General features: G+C 37.6%; 11 protein-coding genes. 10 read left to right on the forward strand and 1 reads right to left on the reverse strand.

Annotated features, from left to right (window positions below):
• The first annotated feature begins 266 nt into the window (after positions 1–266).
• The 10 genes from DWX23_RS14810 to DWX23_RS14855 all read left to right on the forward strand — a co-directional run bounded on the left by DWX23_RS14810 (position 267) and on the right by DWX23_RS14855 (position 17,888).
• Positions 267–2,201 (forward strand): glycogen debranching enzyme N-terminal domain-containing protein, encoded by a 1,935-nt coding sequence (locus tag DWX23_RS14810; RefSeq protein WP_122375037.1) that lies wholly within the window; start codon positions 267–269, stop codon positions 2,199–2,201.
• A 12-nt stretch (positions 2,202–2,213) separates the two neighbouring features.
• The gene (locus DWX23_RS14815) at positions 2,214–3,476 is read left to right on the forward strand and encodes a glycosyltransferase (RefSeq protein WP_122353811.1); all 1,263 of its coding nucleotides are present in this window, start codon (positions 2,214–2,216) and stop codon (positions 3,474–3,476) included.
• Positions 3,477–3,506: 30 nt separating this feature from the next.
• Positions 3,507–4,814, forward strand: coding sequence for a glycoside hydrolase family 57 protein (locus DWX23_RS14820; RefSeq protein WP_122353810.1), 1,308 nt, complete (start codon positions 3,507–3,509; stop codon positions 4,812–4,814).
• A gap of 130 nt (positions 4,815–4,944) precedes the next feature.
• Positions 4,945–5,526, forward strand: a complete 582-nt coding sequence (locus DWX23_RS14825) for an RNA polymerase sigma-70 factor (protein WP_122353809.1) — start codon at positions 4,945–4,947, stop codon at positions 5,524–5,526.
• A 67-nt stretch (positions 5,527–5,593) separates the two neighbouring features.
• Complete coding sequence (locus tag DWX23_RS14830) at positions 5,594–6,586, forward strand: FecR family protein (protein WP_158607080.1); 993 nt, start codon at positions 5,594–5,596, stop codon at positions 6,584–6,586.
• A 105-nt stretch (positions 6,587–6,691) separates the two neighbouring features.
• The gene (locus tag DWX23_RS14835; protein WP_233587619.1) at positions 6,692–10,162 is read left to right on the forward strand and encodes a TonB-dependent receptor; all 3,471 of its coding nucleotides are present in this window, start codon (positions 6,692–6,694) and stop codon (positions 10,160–10,162) included.
• A gap of 11 nt (positions 10,163–10,173) precedes the next feature.
• Positions 10,174–11,976, forward strand: a complete 1,803-nt coding sequence (locus tag DWX23_RS14840; RefSeq protein WP_122353807.1) for a RagB/SusD family nutrient uptake outer membrane protein — start codon at positions 10,174–10,176, stop codon at positions 11,974–11,976.
• A gap of 24 nt (positions 11,977–12,000) precedes the next feature.
• Complete coding sequence (locus DWX23_RS14845) at positions 12,001–14,964, forward strand: SusC/RagA family TonB-linked outer membrane protein (RefSeq protein WP_158607081.1); 2,964 nt, start codon at positions 12,001–12,003, stop codon at positions 14,962–14,964.
• A 16-nt stretch (positions 14,965–14,980) separates the two neighbouring features.
• On the forward strand, positions 14,981–16,627 hold the full coding sequence (locus DWX23_RS14850) for a RagB/SusD family nutrient uptake outer membrane protein (protein ID WP_122353805.1): 1,647 nt from the start codon (positions 14,981–14,983) through the stop codon (positions 16,625–16,627).
• A gap of 25 nt (positions 16,628–16,652) precedes the next feature.
• Positions 16,653–17,888, forward strand: coding sequence for a DUF1735 domain-containing protein (locus tag DWX23_RS14855; protein ID WP_122375040.1), 1,236 nt, complete (start codon positions 16,653–16,655; stop codon positions 17,886–17,888).
• 138 nt (positions 17,889–18,026) lie between these two features.
• Here the strand turns inward: DWX23_RS14855 and DWX23_RS14860 are convergent, their stop codons facing one another.
• The gene (locus DWX23_RS14860) at positions 18,027–19,406 is read right to left on the reverse strand and encodes a DUF4270 domain-containing protein (RefSeq protein WP_122375117.1); all 1,380 of its coding nucleotides are present in this window, start codon (positions 19,404–19,406) and stop codon (positions 18,027–18,029) included.

Genomic DNA, 19,406 nt, shown 5'->3' on the forward strand with positions numbered 1-19,406 from the left:
TTCGAACCTTTTTAGAGCAAGTCTAAGATATTCATAGTGTGGTGTATTTGATGTTTTTAACAACTTAGTATGTGTTTGACAACACATCTCTGGTCGTGCTACATTTTCTAATCTGTTATTTATCAATATCTTCGTTGTTTTAAAAAAATAGAGTTTCTAAATAAATATGAAAGCTAGTTTGTTTTTTTAGTTTTTAAGTGATACATTTGGTCTGGATATCATATCATTTTAATTATATAAGCATAAACTTAAAACCAAATACAAATATGAGTTATCTTAAATTTGACAAAACAGTAATGATAAACCTGGAGGAGTCGTTGACTCGTGAAGTACTCCGAACCAACCGGACGGGGGCTTATCATTGTACGACTGTTGTGGATTGTAATACAAGAAAATACCACGGATTACTCGTTATGCCTGTGCCCGAGATAGACGACGATAACCATGTGCTGCTTTCTTCACTGGATGAAACAGTGATCCAACATGGTGCGGAGTTCAACCTGGGTTTACATAAATACCAAGGGGATAACTTTAGCCCTAAGGGACATAAATATATCCGCGAGTATAGTTCAGATACAGTTCCACGTACACTCTATCGGGTTGGAGGGGTTATTTTTTCAAAGGAAAAAGTATTTTCTTTGTATGAAAACCGCATCATGATCAAGTACACTCTTGAAGACGCCCATTCTGCAACCACCCTCCGTTTCCGCCCTTTCCTTGCTTTTCGTAGCGTAAAATCACTAACCCAGGCTAACGGGAATGTGAATCAGTCGTATACAGAAGTACCCAACGGGATAAAGACTTGCATGTATCATGGATATCCGGAATTATATATGCAGTTCAATAAGAAAGTGAAATTTGTTTATGAACCTTATTGGTATAATGGGATTGAATACCCGAAAGAACAGGAAAGAGGTTATCCGTATAAGGAAGACCTGTATGTCCCCGGTTATTTTGAAATTCCTATCAAAAAGGGAGAATCAATCATATTCAGTGCCGGTGATAGTCCGGTTGCCACTACGCGTTTGAAGAGTTTGTATGAAAACGAGGTGAATGCCCGTACGCCGCGTACCAGCTTCTTTAACTGTCTGAAGAACTCGGCACAGCAATTTTATTTTCGTCCGAAAGAAGACGATGCCTATCTGCTGGCCGGCTATCCGTGGTTCAAAGTGCGTGCAAGAGACTTGTTCGTGGCACTTCCCGGTTGTACCCTGTCTATTGCCGACCCGGTGCGTTTTGAAAAGATTATGCACACAGCCATGCCGGCTGTAAGGGCTTATATGGCTGAAAATAAACCGGATGCAGTTATTCGTGAAATAGATGAACCAGATGTGTTCCTGTGGGCTATCTGGGCTATACAACAGTATGCCAGAGAGGCAGGTATCGAACGTGCCAAAGAACTGTATGGAGAATTTGTGAATGAGATATTAGAGTTTATCTCCGGGCAGAAACATCCGGATATGAAGGTGATGGAAAATGGCCTGCTATTTGCCAATGGCCGCGATAAAGCGATTACCTGGATGAACTCGACCATAAACGGTAAACCTGTTGTACCTCGTTCCGGTTATATAGTAGAGTTCAATGCCCTGTGGTATAACGCTCTTTGTTTCTATACAGAATTGATGGGCGGCGTGCCAATCGAAAAATACGATAAGCTGATCAAGGCAATGGATATTTCTTTCCAGGAAACATTCGTGAATGGATATAACTATCTGTTTGATTCGGTGAATGGTTCTATTGTGGACTGGAGTGTACGTCCTAATATGATCTTTGCTGTTTCTGTTCCTTATTCTCCGCTGACGAGAGTTCAGAAACGCAGTGTCGTAGATATTGTTACGAAAGAACTGTTGACACCTAAAGGACTGCGTTCGCTTAGTCCGAAGAGTGAAGGCTACAGACCTTATTATGTCGGTCCGCAATACGAGCGTGATCAGGCTTACCATCAAGGTACGGCATGGCCCTGGTTATTGGGAGCGTATCTGGAAGCTTATCTTCGGGTATTCGGAAAGAGCGGTGTCTCTTTTGCCGAACGTATGTTGATAAGTATGGAGGATGAAATGTCATTGCATTGCATCGGTACTATACCGGAGTTGTTCGATGGTAACCCACCGTTCACCGGTCGTGGTGCTATTTCGTTTGCAATGAATGTGGCCGCTATTCTCAGGGTAGTGGATTTATTGAAGAAGTATAACGCCGAATAAAACAAGTACCAGATGAAAGCATTGATGTTTGGATGGGAATTTCCTCCGCATATCCTGGGAGGATTAGGAACGGCCAGTTATGGACTGACCAGAGGCATGGCTATGCAGCCGGATATGGATATAACATTTTGTATACCGAAACCCTGGGGCGATGAAGACCAGAGTTTTCTTAAAATCATAGGAGTTTGTAATGTCCCGATTGTGTGGCGCGATGTAGACATGGAACATGTGAAAAATCGCTTGTCCAAGTTTATGGACCCACAGAAATATTTTGAATATCGTGACCATATATATGCAGACTTCAGTTATCGTCATGTGAACGACCTGGGGTGTATGGAATTCTCCGGACGTTATCCGGATAATTTGCTGGAAGAGATCAATAACTATTCCATTGTAGCCGGTGTAATTGCCCGTACAGAGCAGTACGATATAATACATGCACACGACTGGCTGACTTATCCGGCCGGTATCCATGCAAAGAATGTCAGCGGTAAGCCTCTGGTGATTCATGTGCATGCAACCGATTACGACAGAAGTCGCGGTAATGTGAACCCGGATGTATATGCTATCGAAAAGAACGGTATGGATAATGCCGATCATATCATGACTGTTAGTAACCTGACTCGTCAGACGGTAATTGAAAAATATCATCAGGACCCGTCGAAAGTAACGACCGTTCATAATGCAGTGGAACCAATGAGTCCCGAAATCCTGGCTATCCAGGATAAGAAGGGAGTGAAAGATAAAGTGATCACGTTCCTGGGACGTATTACTATGCAGAAAGGCCCTGAATATTTTGTGGAAGCAGCTGCTAAAGTGTTGGCTAAAGCTCCGAAAACACGCTTTGTGATGGCTGGTAGCGGTGATATGATGAATAAGATGATCCGTTTGGCGGCTGAACGCAATATTTCCGACCGTTTCCATTTTACCGGATTTATGAAAGGTAAACAAGTGTACGAAGTGCTCAAGGCTAGTGATGTGTATGTAATGCCTTCTGTATCAGAGCCGTTTGGTATATCTCCGCTTGAAGCCATGCAATGTGGTGTCCCGTCTATAATTTCAAAACAGTCGGGTTGTGCGGAGATTCTGGACTATGCGGTGAAGGTGGATTATTGGGATATTGAAGCGATGGCTGATGCCATGTATTCTATTATTACCTATCCGGCTATGCATGAATTCCTGAAAGTGGAAGGAAAGAAAGAGGTAGATAATATCAAGTGGGAATATGCCGGACAGAAAGTTCGCCGTATCTACGAACAAGTGATTAATAAATAACGACAAGACAAAAATTAAAACAATTATATTATGAAAACGATCTGCTTTTATTTTCAGATACATCAGCCGTTCCGCCTGAAAAGATACCGTTTCTTTGATATCGGAAACGACCATTATTACTATGATGACTTCCAGAATGAAGAAATTATGCGTCGTATAGCTGAACGTTGCTATTTGCCGGCTAACAAGGCAATCCTGGAAATGATCAAAACAAGTGGTGGCAAATTTAAAGTTGCATTCTCTATTTCCGGTTTGGCTTTGGAGCAGATGGAGATCTATTCTCCGGAAGTGATCGATAGCTTTAAGGAGTTGGCAGCTACAGGCAATGTGGAATTCCTGGCTGAAACATATGCTCACTCGCTGGCTTCTTTGGGCGAGAATATCGAAGAGTTTCAGGATCAGGTAAAGAAACATAAGCAAAAGATACACGACCTGTTCGGTGTAAAACCGAAAGTGTTCCGTAATACAGAGTTGATCTATTCAGACGATATTTCTGATGCAGTTTATAAGATGGGTTTCAAGGGTATGTTGACTGAAGGTGCAAAACATATTCTGGGATGGAAGAGTCCGAACTATATGTATAGCTCTTGTATACAGCCTCAATTGAAACTGCTGTTGAAGAACGACCGTTTCAGTGAAGATTTATCTTTGCGTTTCAATAACTATAACTGGAATGAATATCCGTTGACTGCAGATAAATATATTTCATGGATCGCGGCTACTCCGGATTCGGAACAGATTATAAATCTGTTTATGAATTATGAAGTGTTGGGCTCTTTAAATCCGGCTGAAACTGGTATATTCGATTTCTTTAAGGCATTGCCTCGTTTTGCTGCTGACAAGGGAATTGGTTTCTCTACACCATCGGAAGTGTTTGCTTTACTGAAACCGGTTGATTCGATTTCTGTTCCTTATCCGATGTCATGGGTTGATGAAGAAAAGGACTGCAGCTCCTGGTTAGGTAATGTCCTGCAACAGGAAGCATTCCATAAGATTAACAGCATAAGCGAACGTGTTGGCCTGGTAGAAGAACGTCGTATTAAACAAGACTGGAATTATTTACAGAGTAGCGATCATTTCTTCTATATGAGTACGAAGCATGGAAATAGCGGTTTTAGTCCGTATGATAATCCGTATGATGCATTCAATAACTATATGAATGTCTTATCTGATTTCATTGCCCGTGTAAATGCTCAGTTCCCGGAAACAATCGAAAACGAGGAACTTAACTCACTTCTTACAACAATCAAGAATCAGGGAGAAGAGATTGAAGATCTTCAGAAAGAGCTTGAAAAGTTGAAAAAGAAAACAACAACGAAGAAGAAAACGGAAGCGTGATTTTATGGAAATGAATTGCGTTACAAGACTATGAATATAAAAAAGGGGTATGCTTTTTAAGCATACTCCTATTTTGTTTAGATATGTTGAATCTTAATAGATTTAGGTTGTTTATCAGTTCTGGAATGACATGGATGAGTTTGATTTGGTGCAAGGAATAAAACAAGGGGATAACGATGCTTATAAATATCTGTTTGAGCGTTATTATCCGATTTTATGTCAGATTGCATATGAATTTGTTGAAGATGACTTTATTGCACGATCGATCGTAAGTGATGTTTTTTTTAAGTTGTGGGAAAGAAGAGAGACTATTCATATAGATAAATCTATACAACGTTATTTGATAAAATCTGTAAAGAATGCTTGTCTGGATTATTTAGATGCAAATGCTTATAAAAAAGAACATTCATGTAGTCGGGAGTTGAGAGATTTACTTTTTGAAACCATTGCAGATGAAAATATTACTCCTTTGGAACACTTGAATTCCAGTGAATTAGAAAATCGTATAGAGACTCTGTTGTCTTCTTTATCGGAAGAAACCAGAAATGTTTTTATATTGAATCGTTTTCATGATATGTCTTATTCTTTAATATCTGATAAATTAGGTATATCTATTAATACAGTAAAGTACCATATGAAAAAGGCATTGGCGTTTTTTCATGCCAATTTGAAAGACTATCTAAAGATACTTCTTATCATTATGTTTAAATAAAAATAAAAAAGCCACTACCCTATTGTACATAAATTTCGTCTTAATTATAAAAGACAGGATTATGTACATGAAAAAACAAGATATAGACCAATTGATAATTGCTTTTTTAGAACATTCCATATCAGAAGAAGATGCGGAACGTCTCTTTATGTGGGTGAATGAGCAAGAGGAAAACAAACAATATTTACTATCTTACCAGAAGGCAAATTTAGTCACAGATTTTTGGAAACAAAGCAGGTATAATGGTGATCTGGCATATCAACAATTTTTGAAACGTCAGAAGAATACGCAGAAAAAAGTGTTTGTGCATCATTTGCGATCTTTTATGAAATATGCTGCTGTATTATTTTTTTGTGTGTTTATCGGATTTTATTTCTATCACTATTTAGGTACAAGTGTTCATAAGGCAGAAGAGTTTATTGTTTGTGTACCTAATAGTAAGCATTCATTTTTCTATTTATCGGATAGCACTGAGGTCTGGTTGAATTCCGGTAGTGAATTTAAATATACTTCTGATTATGGAACCAAAAACAGGGAAGTCTATTTAAAAGGAGAGGCCTATTTTTGTGTGAGAAAAAATCAACAGCTACCCTTTATTGTTAAAACGGACTCTGTTTCAGTCAGAGTATATGGTACTAAATTTAGTATTCGTAACTACTCTGATATGGAAATCGTAAAAGTCGCTTTGCAGGAAGGTAAAATTGCATTAAATCTTGAGTCTGAAAAAGATCAGTTGTTTGTTCAACCTGAAGAAGAAATCGTTTATAGAAAAGGACAGTCGGGGTATAGCAAAAAATATATTGATATTCATAAAGTGGCAGATTGGAGAAGGGGAATTCTTCGTTTTGATATGGAACCATTGTCTGATATTATACAAACTCTTAGGCGACAGTATAATGTAGAAATTCAAATGGAAAGTACGACTTATAATCAAAAAGTCTTTTATGGTAGTTTTTCAGTTAATCAATCTATTACGGAAATACTGGATATTGTAAGTAGTAGTCTTGATCTTCAATATGTATATAGAGATAATGTATATAGTATTTATTCTAAAAAATAAAAGAGTATGGAGAAATTAGTTTAAGAAATCAATTGTAAAGGAGAGAGAAAAGGCTATGATAGCAATAGTATTTAGTTAATCTATTTATTTGTAATTTAATAAAATATGAAAACACACTATTTTCGAAGGGAAGTGAGAACCTATTGGAGGGCGAGGAGCTTTGGGAGTGCGATAAGGCAGTTCTTTTTTATTATTATTCTGATGTTTTGGGCACAAAATGTTTTGTGTAAAAATGTAGAGGCATTAACTACCGTATTAAGTGTAGATTTACAAAAAGTGACGATTAAGGATGTTTTTTTGTATATAGAGAATAAAAGTGATTATTCTTTTTGGATTGATACAGATGTCATTTCTTTAGATGATGAAGTGTCTGTTTCTTTAGAAAATAAATCTGTGACTCAAATATTGGATTACGTATTAAAAGACAGGAGTTTGAGTTATGAGATCAAAGGAAAACATATCATTATAAAAAAACAAGTAGCTACGAAGGAAAAGACTGAAATAAAAAAGCTTATCCAGCAACCTGTTGATAATAAATATGTAAAAGGACGAGTGGTTGATGCTATAACTCAAGAACCTGTTATAGGAGCCAATATTATAATAAAAAATACGACTACAGGTGTTTTGAGTGATGTGGATGGATATTTCTCTATTCGTATGCCAAATGAGGAAAAGGAATTAACTCTTGTTATTTCCTATATAGGCTATTTTACCCGAGAGATTTCGGTGAAGGAAAGCCAAAGTGTAGAAGTTGAATTAGAAATTAAGGCAGAACAACTGGAAGAGGTACAAATAGTAGCTTATGGTGCACAAAAAAAAGTAACGATTACAGGTGCAATTTCATCTATAGACACTAAAGCATTAGTAAAGTCTCCTAGTTCTAGTGTCGGAAATATATTGGCAGGAGCAGTGAGTGGGGTATCTTCTGTACAGGTTTCCGGCCAACCCGGAGCTGAAGATCCAGAAATATTTGTTCGTGGAACTGGCTCTTTATCAGTAGATGCTTCTCGCCCATTGATTTTAGTAGATGGAGTAGAACGTTCTTTCTTTCAAATGGATCCGAATGAAATAGAGAATGTTACAGTTCTGAAAGATGCATCGGCAACAGCCGTATTTGGTGTAAAAGGAGCTAATGGTGTTATTCTGGTAACAACAAAGAGGGGAGAAAAAGGTAAAACGTCTATATCGGTGACTTCATCGGCCGGTTTGACTCATGCGATCCGACATTTATCTATCGTGGATAGCTATAAGCATGCTTTGTTGTATTCGGAGACAGAGTTGAATGATAATCCCTCTTTAAAGCCGGAAGAACTTACATTTACTCCTTTTGTTACTCAAATGTTTAAGGAAGGAAAAGATCCTCTTATCTTTCCAAGCATTGATTGGGAAAGCTATATAACGAAAAAATATTCCTGGCAAACCCAGCATAATGTGACGCTTACCGGTGGTACGGATCGAGTTCGTTATTTTGTCTCTTTAGGATATATGTATCAGAATGGGATGCTGAGAAAATTTGAAGAGACTTATAATCCTAATTACACTTATAGCCGTTATAATTACAGATCAAACTTAGATATTGATGTAACTAAGACAACGTTAGTCAAAGTCAATATCGGAGGTCGTGTAGGGGTGACTAATGAACCTAAAAATACAGATTTGTGGCGTTCTATTATCTGGGGACAACCTTTTGGTGGTGCGGGTATTGTGGATGGAAAGTATGTGAAGAGTAGTGATTATTATATTCCATTATCTAAAGATGATGGCTTGAGCCGATATTATTTGTATGGATATGATAAATCGACTCAAAACGTTTTAAATTTTGATATTACAATTAATCAGAAACTCGATTTTATAACAAAAGGACTTTCAGCGGAGGTAAAAGCTGCATATAATACATCGTATTATTTTAAGAAAAGCCGGGCTAACAATGCTCAGGACAATTATATAGCTCTTTATAAAGGGACAATTGATGATCCGACAATATCGATAACAGATCCAGGTTTTGATAAGACGGTTGTATTTCGTCACTTAGGTGCAAAAGACGTTCTTTCTTACAGTGAGTCATATGGAAAAGATAGAGACTGGTATGGTGAATTCAGCCTACGTTATAACCGGCAATTCGGTGACCATAATGTATCTGGTTTGTTACTGTATAACCAGCAAAAAACATACTATCCTTCGGTATATACAGAAATACCAACCGGATATGTCGGGTTGGTAGGTAGAGTTACTTATGATTACAAAACCCGTTATATGATTGATTTGAATATGGGATATAATGGTTCTGAAAATTTTGCTCCGGGACTGCGTTATGGCTTTTTTCCGGCAGCATCTGTCGGTTGGGTAATGACGGAAGAAAAGTGGATGAAAAATCAACGAGTATTGGACTACTTGAAATTGAGGGCTTCTTACGGATTGGTGGGTAATGATAAATTTTCCGGATATCGTTTTTTGTATCTGGCAGGAAGTTTCGATCCTAGTACTGGTAGTTATGGATATAATTTTGGTACAACTTCTACTATTCAACCGGGAGCAATAGAAAAAACATTAGGAAATCCGGATGTGACTTGGGAAACTTCGGCAAAACAAAATTATGGAGTGGATATTAAAACTTTGGATTCCAGATTATCACTTTCTGCTGATTTCTTTTATGAAAAACGTCGGGATATATTGTCTCAACGTAAAACTATTCCTTCGATTATTGCAGTCGATCTCCCTTTGGTAAATATAGGTAAGGTGGATAATTATGGTTATGAATTGTCTTTGAGATGGCAAGATCAGGTTAATAAGTTTAATTATTGGACAGGTTTCAACGTGTCGTTTGCACGGAACGAAGTAAAATATTTTGATGAGGTGGAACCGAATGAACCTTATATGGCTCAGACCGGGCGTCCTATCGGATTGAATTACGGGTATATTTTTGATCGCTTTTTTTCTGAAGACGATTTCGATGCAGATGGAAAATTGAAAGATAATATTCCTGTCCATTCTGTAGATGCTAAACCAGGGGACGCTATGTATAAAGATTTAAATCATGATAATGTAATAGACAGTGATGATAAAACTTATTTTGGATATAGTGCTCGTCCGGAATATATATTTGGTTTGTTAGGTGGTTTTTCCTGGAACAATTTTGATTTTTCGATGCAGTGGACAGGTGCTACGAATGTGTCGAGATTATTGCAAGTTGAATATCGTACTCCTTTCGGAACAACGAATGATCGTGGTCTTTTGGAGTATATGGCCAATGAACGCTGGACACCGGAAACGGCAGAAACAGCTACTATGCCTCGTTTTACATTTGCTAATAAAGTCCATAATCAGCAAACATCCAGTCTATGGTTGTGGGATGCCTCTTATATCCGGTTGAAAAATGTGGAATTGGGATACAATATGGCTTTGCCTGGATTGAAAAAGCTAGGGATTCAATCGCTACGTATTTTTGCGAATGGGTATAACTTATTAACCTTCTCAAAATTGAAGAAGTTGGATATCGATCCCGAAGGAAATACGGGTAATTCTTATAATTATCCAAATATTCAGATTTTTAATTTGGGTTTCAACGTGAAATTTTAAACTTAGATCTTATGAAAAAAATGATGAACAGAATATCTGTATTAACCACAGTGTCTCTAATCGCTTTATGTTGTGCATGTAGTGATATAAAATTCGGAGATAAGTTTCTGGAAAAAGCTCCAGGGGTAGATGTTACCCAGGATACAATTTTTTCTTCTAAAATGTATGCTGACAGAGCATTGACAGCCGCTTATTCGACATTACGTTATGGTATAGTAGGTCCCAATCAGCCTGCCACAGAATTCCCGTTGACTTATATGGGAAATAAATTAGGGTATGACTGCTTGGAGGCATTGACTGATATTGACCAAACTTTTTGTACTTGGGGTGGTGTTGATGGATTATATTATAATGGACAGTATAATGCTGCAACGGAAGAAGAATCTTCAAGTACTAAATATGGATATAATCCGGATCGGGAATATAGTTGGATCGGTATTCGCCGGGCATATATTTATATAGAGAATGTAGATCGGGTTCCGGATATGACAGAAGAGGATATCAAACGCGGTAAAGCAGAAGCTAAAATGATAATAGCTAGTCATTATCACGAGATGATGAGACATTTTGGCAGTGTTCCTATAATTGATCATGCAGTAACTTTAGATGAGGGAAATGAGTATCCAAGGGCTACTTTGGAGGAAATGGTTGATTTTATTGTAAAATTGATTGATGAAGCAGCTGTAGATTTACCCTGGCAGGTTTCAGCAGAAAATGATGGTCGTTTTTGTCGAGCTGGTGCATTAGGATTAAAAGTTCGTGTCCTGTTATTGGCAGCAAGTCCTATATTTAATGATAGTGAACCTTATATGGAAGGAGAAGCTAGTGATAAGAAAATGACTTGGTATGGAAATAAAGATTTTCAGCGGTGGGAAAAAGTGATTAAAGCATGTGAAGATTTCTTTTTGGAAAATAATAAAAATGGGGAAGTTTTCCAGTTGGTAGATACTGGGAATCCGAGGGAAGATTTTATAAATGCGTATTGGAAAAGGCATAATAACGAAATTTTGATTGCGACCTGTCGTTTCAGACATGACTTTACTCCTTATTGGTGGTCTAACCTCTATCATCCTCAGTATATGGGAACCTATGGAGGAGGCTGTGTCACGCTGGATTATGTGAATAAATTTGAGTTTATGGATGGCACTAAGTTTGATTGGAATAATCCGGAACATGCGAAAGATCCTTTCACTAATAGAGATCCGCGCTTGTATGAAACGGTATTAGTTAATGGCGATTATTTCCAGGGAAGGACAGCGCAATTATATATAGGAGGAGAAGAGCGTGGTCCAATGAACGATCTTCAATGTAAAACTGGGTTTGGTACACGTAAGTTTTTATGGGAACGTGATGATGCAACTTTATCTTATCGGGTTGTGAATTATCCTTATTTGCGTTTACCGGAAATCTATCTGAGTTATGCTGAGGCTCTAAATGAAACAGGTCGGATAGGTGAGGCTTATTCCTGGATTAATAAGGTTCGTAACAGAGTCGATTTACCGAATTTGCCTCAAGTCTATTCGAAAGAAGAATTGCGGGAAGAAATTCTGGATGAAAGAGCGCGAGAATTTGCTTTTGAAGAAGTTCGCTGGTTTGATCTTGTACGTTGGAAACGGGAAGATATTTTTAAGCAAGATCTGCATGGTTTGTATATCTATAAAACGAATAATCCGGACAATCCGTTTACTTATGAGCAATGGAAATTACCGGAACGCTACTGGAAGAAAAACTGGTCTCCCAAATGGTATTTCAGTGCTTTTCCTCCCAGTGAAGTGAATAAACGGTATGGCTTGATTCAAAATCCAGGATGGTAATGGTTAATTTCAAAATTTAATATGATGAGAAACAAATTATATACAATAGGATTATTTGTTTTTTCCGCGTTAGTCGGAAATGCCCAGGAAATAGATGTGAAGGCTACTGTACTGGACGCAAATAATAAACCGATAGAGGGAGCTGTTATTGTCGTAAAAGATGTACTGTATGAACCGGTGCTGACGGATAAACAGGGGAATGCCCGGTTTACGATAGAAAAAGGTAAGGTAGCGACAGTCTGTATTTTTAATGAGTATGAGAAAACAGTAGTGGTGGACAATCCCTCTTTAGTGGTTAAGATGGATAAAAATGCCAAAGAAATACAGTTGGGGTATATTTCTACATTGAAGAATATATCTACCGGATCAGTTTCTACTGTAACTCACGAAGATTTGTCTATTTCTGGTCAGGTAAATCCTGAGTTTGCATTGTATGGGTTATTGCCGGGGTTGACAGTTCAGCAGAATTGGACTCTGCCGTCTTATGAAGGTCCTAAATTTCAATTGAGAGGACGTTCGCCTTTAGTTATAGTCGATGGTTTTGAGCGCCCTATGAATACACTCTCACGGGAGGAAATAGAATCGGTCTCTGTGATAAAAGATGCTGCGGCATTAGCTATGTACGGAATGAGAGGCAGTAATGGGGTTATTTCTGTTACGACTAAACGGGGTAGTAATAAATCAATGGATATTAAAGTCGATTATCATCATGGTATTACAACTCCGGTTAGATTGCCGGAACTGGCGGATGCTGCGACATATGCAGATGCGTTGAATGAAGCATTAGCAAATGACGGGTTGCCTGCCCGCTATTCATCATATGATATAACCGATTTTAGAAGTGGGGGTCATCCTTATTTGTATCCTAACGTGGATTGGTGGGGAGAAACGCTGCGTAAACATGGTTCGACAAACGAATTGAATATTTCTTTTGCCGGTTCAGGAAAAAGGGTACGTTATTATGTATTGGCAAATTATTCTAATGTGACAGGGTTTCTGGATCATACGGATTTGAATGAAGGGTATTCAACGCAGGCTCTTAGCCATAAATTAAATTTCAGAACAAATTTGGATATTGAAATGACTAAAACGACTCAGTTGAAGCTGAATTTATTGGGACGTTTATCACAGTATAATACTAATAACGGGATGGATGGGATAATAACAACTTTATATAACTTACCTTCGGCTGCTTTTCCTATACGTTCGGCTGGAGGTATCTGGTCGCAGAACAGTACTTGGAGTAATCCGATTGCTAAAATTGCCAGTACAGGTTTTACTCAAGTGCAAGATCGAGCGTTATTTGCGGATATAACACTAAAACAAGATTTATCTATGTTGGCGGAAGGATTGAGTGCAGAGTTGGCGATAGCTTATGATAACCGGGCATCTTATAAGGATGTGAAGTCGAAATCATATGCTTATGAAGAAGTTATTCCTCATCGTGCATCCGACGGATCACTGTTGGATAGTACTGTTACCCGTTATAGTAATGAAACTGAACTCGATTTTAATCACTCGCTGGAATCACAAAGTATGCTGACCACTTTGCGTGCCACGATCAATTATGAAAAAGACTGGAATGCGGGTAATTTAAATGCAGCGTTAATCTATGATCAGTTTAGTTATACATATACAGGTAGAAACAGTTCTCGTTTGGGACAAAGTTTGATCGCAAATGTGAATTACGGATTGTATGATAAATATCTGTTTAATCTGGCTGTATCTTATGCCGGTTACAGCACTATGCCTAAAGGTGATAAGTTCCGTTTATTTCCGGCTGTTTCTGCAGCATGGCTCCTTTCCCGTGAGAATTTTATGAAAGATATGGATTTCATAAAGCAATTAAAGCTAAGGGCTTCCTGGGGTATGACTGGAAAAGCTCCTTATGCTTATGAACTAGATAAACATTTTTATAATCTGAATGGTGGTAATGGCTATTATTTCGGAAATAATTTGGTTTGGAATAGTGGAAGTGCGGAAGGTGGTTTGCCTGTAAGCGGTTTGAAAAACGAAACGACATTTAAAACGAATATCGGGGTGGAAGCAAATTTGTTTGATCGCCTGTATATAGAATTAGAAGCCTTTTATGAAAAAGAAAAGGATGTGTTGGTTTCTTCTTCTGGTGCTGTTTCTTCTGTACTGGGGAAATCTGCACCGATGATGAATTCCGGTATTAATGAATATTATGGGACAGAATTGTCTTTGAATTGGACGGACGTCATAGGGAAAGACTTCCGGTATTATTTAAGAGGTAATTTTTCGTTTTTGCGGACTAATATTGTAGAGATGAATGAAGAATACAAGACGGAAGACTATTTAAAAATGACCAATCGTAGAATCGGACAATATTCGGCTATGCAAGCAATCGGATTTTTTGAAGATGATGATGATATAAAGAATAGTCCTCAACAAACTTTTTCCGATGTGAAGCCCGGTGACATTAAATATAAAGATCAGAATGGTGACGGAATTATTAATGAGTACGATAAAGTCTGTATGGGATATAGTACCTCTATTCCAGAAATTTATTATGGGTTTGGATTAGGATTTGAATATAAAGGTTTTGGGGTGAGGGCTGATTTTCAGGGATTAGCAAATTATACTTTAGTTACACAAGTAAATAGTGTATACTGGCCTTTAGGCTCTGATAAAACAGTTTCAAATTATTACATGGCTAATCGTTGGACTCCTGATAATAAAGTTGCTAAATATCCAAGATTAACAACGTTGGCAAATGATAATAATTTTCGAAATAATTCGGTCTGGATGGAAAATGGAGCTTATATGAAGCTTCGAAATTTGGAAGTATATTACAATTTACCGGCATCTTTATGTAAAAAGATCTTCCTGTCTAACCTACGTTTTTTCGTAAAGGGTAAAGACTTATTTATGACAGATCATGTAAAAGTAATGGATCCGGAATTGGTCAGTGCATATTATCCAACATCGAAGGCTTATTTGATCGGATTGAATATCGAATTTTAATTTAAAGAGTTGAATTATGAAAATGAAAAATATATTATTTACCGGATTATTGGGCTTATGTACTTTTACCGGTTGCGACTATTTGGATTTTGATGAATCAGTAGGATATGAAAAAGAAGATATCTTTTCTGTTTTCGTTCGTGCAAAATCTATGTTGACTCATGTTTATTCGTTTCTTCCTTCTGATTTGGGAGGCGGTGCTATGCTGGATGCTGCTACAGATGATGCCATTTATGTTTGGCCGACATCTTCTATACATATATTTACCAATGGAAGTTGGAGCTCTATCAATACGATAGATGATCAATGGGGAAATCTGTATGCAGGAATTCGGGCAGCTAATATATTTTTGGAGTCTTATCAGGGAGATTTCCCGGATAATCAGTATAATGTTGATTATGAGGAACAGATGAAGCAGTATCGGTATTATCCGTATGAGGCTCGTTTTTTAAGAGCATTTTTCTATTTTGAGTTGATAAAACGATATAAAAATGTTCCTTTGGTTGAAAAAACTCTGGAGATAGAAGATGTGAATGAGTTGTTACAAACTGATTATGAGGTCATGACTGATTTTATCTCATCTGAGTGCGATGCAATAAAAGATCATTTGCCTGTTAACTATAATGATGTTCCGGGAAAAGAGGTTGGACGTATAACAAAGGGAGCCGTTTTGGCATTGAAGTCAAGAGTTTTATTATATGCAGCCAGTCCTTTACATAACCCGACGAATGATAAGGAAAAATGGCTGAAAGCGGCAAAAGCGGCAAAAGAGTTGATTGATCTCTCAGAAGCTGGAGGATGGTATCAGATTATAAATGAAGAAGTAGTTAATAATCCGGATGCTAAAGGTCTGATTCTTCAACGGATGGAGGGAAATAGCAATGTATTTGAGTCTACTAATTTTCCGGTAGGGTATGAAGGTGGTAATACAGGCATGTGTCCCAGTGAAAATTTGATGGAAGCATTTGAAATGATTGATGGGACTACTTTTGATTTTAATAATCCTAAACATGTGGAAAGTATGTATGATGTGAATAGCAGGGATCCTCGGTTATTCAAAACGATGCTTTATAACGGTGCCACATGGAAAGGTGAAACTGTTGAATCTTACCAAGGTGGGAAAAATGGATATCCTCGTAATGGAGCTTCCAAGACTTCTTATTATTTGAAAAAATATTTGAAAGAATCTGTTAATTTGACTACTGGTAGTGCCACTTCAGAACGTCATGTATGGGTGATTTTCCGTTATGCAGAGATTTTTTTGAATTATGCAGAAGCTTTGAATGAGGCTTATGGACCAGAATACACTGGTGGAGAGTTTTCATTGTCAGCGAAAGATGCATTAAATAAAATTAGACAGAGAGTAGGTATGCCTCTTTTAACGTCTTTGTCGCAGGATGCATTCCGTGAAAAAGTACGTAATGAGAGAAGGGTTGAATTTGCTTTTGAAGGCCAGAGGTTTTGGGATATCCGCCGATGGAAAATTGGAGATAGGACCAATGTGATCTATGGATTGGAAATAGAGAAAGGTGTAGATGGAGCGTTTGAATATAAACGTGTTTTAGTAGAGCCTCGAAAATGGGAGGATAAAATGTATATATATCCGATAGCCAATACAGAGCGCTTTAAAAATGTCAATTTGGTACAAAATCCAGGTTGGTAATTGTTAAACTTAATAAGATAATCATATGAAAAGCTTTTTGGTTTTTGCATGGCTCTCCTTGGGACTTTGTTCATGTTCAGAAATGATGGATGAAATACCCAATAAAGTTTATATTGTGAATAATGCCTGTCAGATAGAAACAGTTTATAATATGGGGGAAACGTATATTTATCCGGTGGCTGTTTATAAAAGCGGAGAGACGGATGAAGTAGGAATTGTCAAAATATCGGAAGACAAAGCCTATTTGGAAGAGTATAACAATATATATCAGACAGTGTATAAACTGTTACCCGAAGCGTATTATTCTATGCCTGAAAGAGAACTGGAAATTCCAGCGGATCAGACACGGGCAATATCAAATATTACTGTCGATATAGCTAAAATAGCTAATGATCTTGGATATCGTTCGGATTACGTCATACCTCTTAAGATAGAATCATTGAATGGCAATATTCAGGAAACGAAGGGGAAATCAAATTTGTTGTTGGTGCTGGATATACTTCGTCCCACGTTTAAGTTCTCAAATGAAGAAGTGACGGATGTTTGGTTTTCACAGCATTATGATAATATGAATTTTGTTTATGATGTAGTGATAGGAAGTGATTTTATTTGTAAGGAAGATATTCATTTTGAATTGGAAATTGATCCGGACGCAGTGGATTCCTATAATAAAGAAGGGAAAGACTTCATAGAAATGATGCCTAAAGATGCTTATTCGATAGAAACAACCAGTATTATTTTGAAATCAGGAGAAAAAGAAGTGAAAACGTCTGTGTCTGTCGATGGAAAGTCTTTAAAGAACTGGCATTCTTACGCTATACCTATAACAATGAAGTCAGTATCTCAATATTATTTTGAAGAGTCGAAGAAGACTATCTTTGTTATTTATAGGCCTGATAATTTGCAGGGCTGGTATACCGTTGAGGGATTGGAGAAGAATTCGAAGGACTGGAGTGTGAGTAGTTATCCGATACGTCGGTTCATAAAGAAAACAGGTCCTTATACGTATGAAACAGGATATGGTGCTCGTTGTTATTGTGATGCGGAGACAACAGCCAATGCTTCTAATGACCGGCAATATATAGTTCGCAATCCCGTCAATAATCAATTGATAATCAGAGAAGGTGTCTATGTTGATATGAATGCTTCAAATTATTACGATCCGGAAAAGGAAGAGTTGTATATATGCTATGAATTTGAAGGGTGGCCTGGTACGTGGACACATGAGTTAATGCATTCCAGGTCAAATACAAGTAAATGAAATATTCAATAGTATTCCTGAAAAATTAGATTGATGTTAAAAAAAAAGAATCCGGTGTAAACCGGATTCTTTGCTTATAAATGAATTTATCACTTAGTCTGTTTAGGAAAGTGTTTTACAGAAATTGTCTGTGGTATATTACTTGTACTCTGTTGTAGTTACAATAATTTTTGTAGCATCTTCGGATTTAAGTAATTTCACTCCTGAAGGTAATAAATAGTTATTTAATGCAGTTGTATATGTTTGAGATTGGCCGTAATAACTATTTGATTTAGCTGTAATACGTTCAACCGGAATCAAAAGTAATACCATATCTTTATCCGGATTGTTCTTTATATGCTCTTGCATTAAATTAGCGATATTTCCGAATGGATAAGACCGACTGCTGGCATTATAGTCTGCACGGAATGCCGTTTTATTATCCTCTATCTTATTATTAACAAAGAATGTTGGCAAAGAATCTTTAGGTAATAATAATAAATTAGCAGGAGCCGGAAGTGCCCATTGCCATTCTTCCTGTGGATACGCTTTCATTGTCAGAGGAATATTGTTGATAACCCGGTCTCCTATTCTATCAACGATATCCTGTGCAGGAATAGTTAACTGGGTATATACACCGGCTGGTGTTTTCAGATAAGCTATTGAATCACTCGGTTCCAATAACGAGTTTAAATCCGTATTCTTGAAACGGTTCAACTGCAATACTTCTTTCGTTACATTGAATGTCTCACTTGTAAGTACTGTTGAATCCTGATCCTGACTACCTTTCATATTGAATTTATAATAGATAGAAATGGATGAAAAGCTGATCTGCAGGATATTTCCGCTACCATATGTATTCGTCACATATATACCCTGGAAGAATTTATTGAAATTCTCCTGACTGCTGAATGTTCCCGGATTCTTGATGGACTCGTCATAAAACTTCTGTCCGAATTCTTTGGGCATCCGGATCGTGATAGTTGGAGTATAAGTATTATTGCCACTGCTATCCAGATGATTTCTAACGCTGTCCGGAACTGAGTTGTCATACGCAGTATAAGTCTGCATACCTAGTGATTGCGTCATATCGCAATATTCCAACGGATCGAAGTTTGTATAGAAATCCCTTTCCAGTTCTTTAGTTACCTGATATATCTGAGCACGCATAGGAGCTAATGAATCACCAACCCAGGCACTGTTCTGATATATGATCTTAAAATCGACAGAGTCAATCTGACCGTTGATCGGTTCCTTTTTAAATTTGAAATCCTCCGGACAGTAGAACTGGCAGATGTAATCAGATTTCACATTACCGTACAACGGATCATAAAACTCGCCGAGTAGTCCACTAGTAGTTCTTGCATATACCGAATCCATCAGCAAGGTTGTTGCTTGCATCTGGAACGTATCTACATACACGGGCATTTTGTCTCCGTCAGGCTGAATTGTCGAGCCAACCAGATTCAAATCATCACTACACCCACTCAGGATTGTTATTCCCAAGCCCAGGCCAATTAATAAAGGCTTGATATTCAT

The sequence above is a fragment of the Parabacteroides sp. AF18-52 genome, from assembly GCF_003479145.1.
GTDB classification, from domain to species: domain Bacteria; phylum Bacteroidota; class Bacteroidia; order Bacteroidales; family Tannerellaceae; genus Parabacteroides; species Parabacteroides faecis.

Excerpts from the sequence above, each read along its gene's own strand:
- DWX23_RS14810 (WP_122375037.1), top strand. The coding sequence starts at position 267 with ATGAGTTATCTTAAATTTGACAAAACAGTAATGATAAACCTGGAGGAG.
- DWX23_RS14815 (WP_122353811.1), top strand. The coding sequence starts at position 2,214 with ATGAAAGCATTGATGTTTGGATGGGAATTTCCTCCGCATATCCTGGGA.
- DWX23_RS14820 (WP_122353810.1), top strand. The coding sequence starts at position 3,507 with ATGAAAACGATCTGCTTTTATTTTCAGATACATCAGCCGTTCCGCCTG.
- DWX23_RS14825 (WP_122353809.1), top strand. The coding sequence starts at position 4,945 with ATGGATGAGTTTGATTTGGTGCAAGGAATAAAACAAGGGGATAACGAT.
- DWX23_RS14830 (WP_158607080.1), top strand. The coding sequence starts at position 5,594 with ATGAAAAAACAAGATATAGACCAATTGATAATTGCTTTTTTAGAACAT.
- DWX23_RS14835 (WP_233587619.1), top strand. The coding sequence starts at position 6,692 with ATGAAAACACACTATTTTCGAAGGGAAGTGAGAACCTATTGGAGGGCG.
- DWX23_RS14840 (WP_122353807.1), top strand. The coding sequence starts at position 10,174 with ATGAAAAAAATGATGAACAGAATATCTGTATTAACCACAGTGTCTCTA.
- DWX23_RS14845 (WP_158607081.1), top strand. The coding sequence starts at position 12,001 with ATGAGAAACAAATTATATACAATAGGATTATTTGTTTTTTCCGCGTTA.
- DWX23_RS14850 (WP_122353805.1), top strand. The coding sequence starts at position 14,981 with ATGAAAATGAAAAATATATTATTTACCGGATTATTGGGCTTATGTACT.
- DWX23_RS14855 (WP_122375040.1), top strand. The coding sequence starts at position 16,653 with ATGAAAAGCTTTTTGGTTTTTGCATGGCTCTCCTTGGGACTTTGTTCA.
- DWX23_RS14860 (WP_122375117.1), bottom strand. The coding sequence starts at position 19,406 with ATGAATATCAAGCCTTTATTAATTGGCCTGGGCTTGGGAATAACAATC.